The sequence below is a fragment of the Pseudomonas sp. P5_B2 genome (assembly GCF_056400445.1).
This window is the reverse complement of the sequence record NZ_JBFULH010001061.1, coordinates 1-1,059: the sequence shown is the minus strand read 5'-3', so window position 1 is coordinate 1,059 and position 1,059 is coordinate 1. Positions and strand designations below refer to the sequence as shown.

Here is a 1,059-nt window from a genome sequence, read left to right as displayed (position 1 = left end):
TTCCCAAAGACACGCCGCGCAAACCCAGCACCATCTATTCCGTCGGCTCCGACACTGACAACGAAACCCTGCTGGTCAACGCCTGTGAGACGTTGGCGTCAGCGAGTGCCATGTTGAGTGATTTCGCTGGGCAGTTGAGCGGTACACAGCGCCACACCCTGCTGGGTATTCAAAACTCCGTCATGCTGGGTGAACTGGCGGTGAACCGGATGCTGGATAACGTCGATCCGCAAAGCTAAAGCCGACCTGTGGCGAGGGAGCTTGCTCCCGTTCGGCTGCGCAGCAGTCGTCATTCATGGGAATGCGGTTTAAAAAAATGACCGCGGTGAATAGTTCGAGGCCGAAAAGGATGACAGACCTATTCAAAAAACAAATCCGAGAATTTGACGTTTGATGCCCTTGGATGAACGGGGGGTAAACCGGACGCTGGATAGCGTTAACCCGTTTGGGTTAACGCGTATTTGTTTAAGGCGCAGCCTCGTCGCAACAACAGAATGGGCCGGCGAGAGAACTAAGCAACGGCCCCTCAAGGGCCGTTTTCTATTGGGGATGCGCGGTTCAATGCCTGCCGACGTATGTCCATTCCGCCCTTCCTGCGAGGGTATATACGTATCACCGTTCGTCCGATACTTGCTCTTACCTGTTATTTCTGACAGTAGCCGGCGTGCGTGATCCAGTGCCAAATCATACCCTCATCCTATAACAGGCAGGAGTGCCGCTATGACCGTTACAAGTACTGTCCATGTAGATTTTAATAATTATCCACCAGTGACCATTCACCCGGACATTACGCATGGCCCGTGTAAAATAGGTGTCACTAACTTTAAAGACAGTAATGCATATCTAACTTTCAATAAACAAAATTTCAATTTCTCGGAGTTGGACGGAATAGTTCTATTAGCATTCGCCGGTCAATCCGAGGGGGAAAATATTCATTTTGAGTTTGACCTCGATGGGGTCTGGTCTGAAGTGAGTTTTTGGTATGCTCACTCACAAAACGACGTGGGAAAAGACCCAGGAAAAGTAATTTTTCACGGAGTTGATTCCGAAGTTGTTGAA

2 protein-coding genes are annotated in these 1,059 nt (G+C 49.8%); both read left to right on the top strand.

Annotated elements, in window-relative coordinates:
• Positions 1-239 (top strand): DUF6124 family protein (locus tag AC1DRJ_RS29160; protein WP_477805181.1); only part of this gene is annotated, 239 nt, incomplete at its 5' end.
• Between the two features lie 481 nt (positions 240-720).
• On the top strand, positions 721-1,059 hold a 339-nt coding region (locus AC1DRJ_RS29155), incomplete at its 3' end, for a hypothetical protein (protein WP_477805180.1).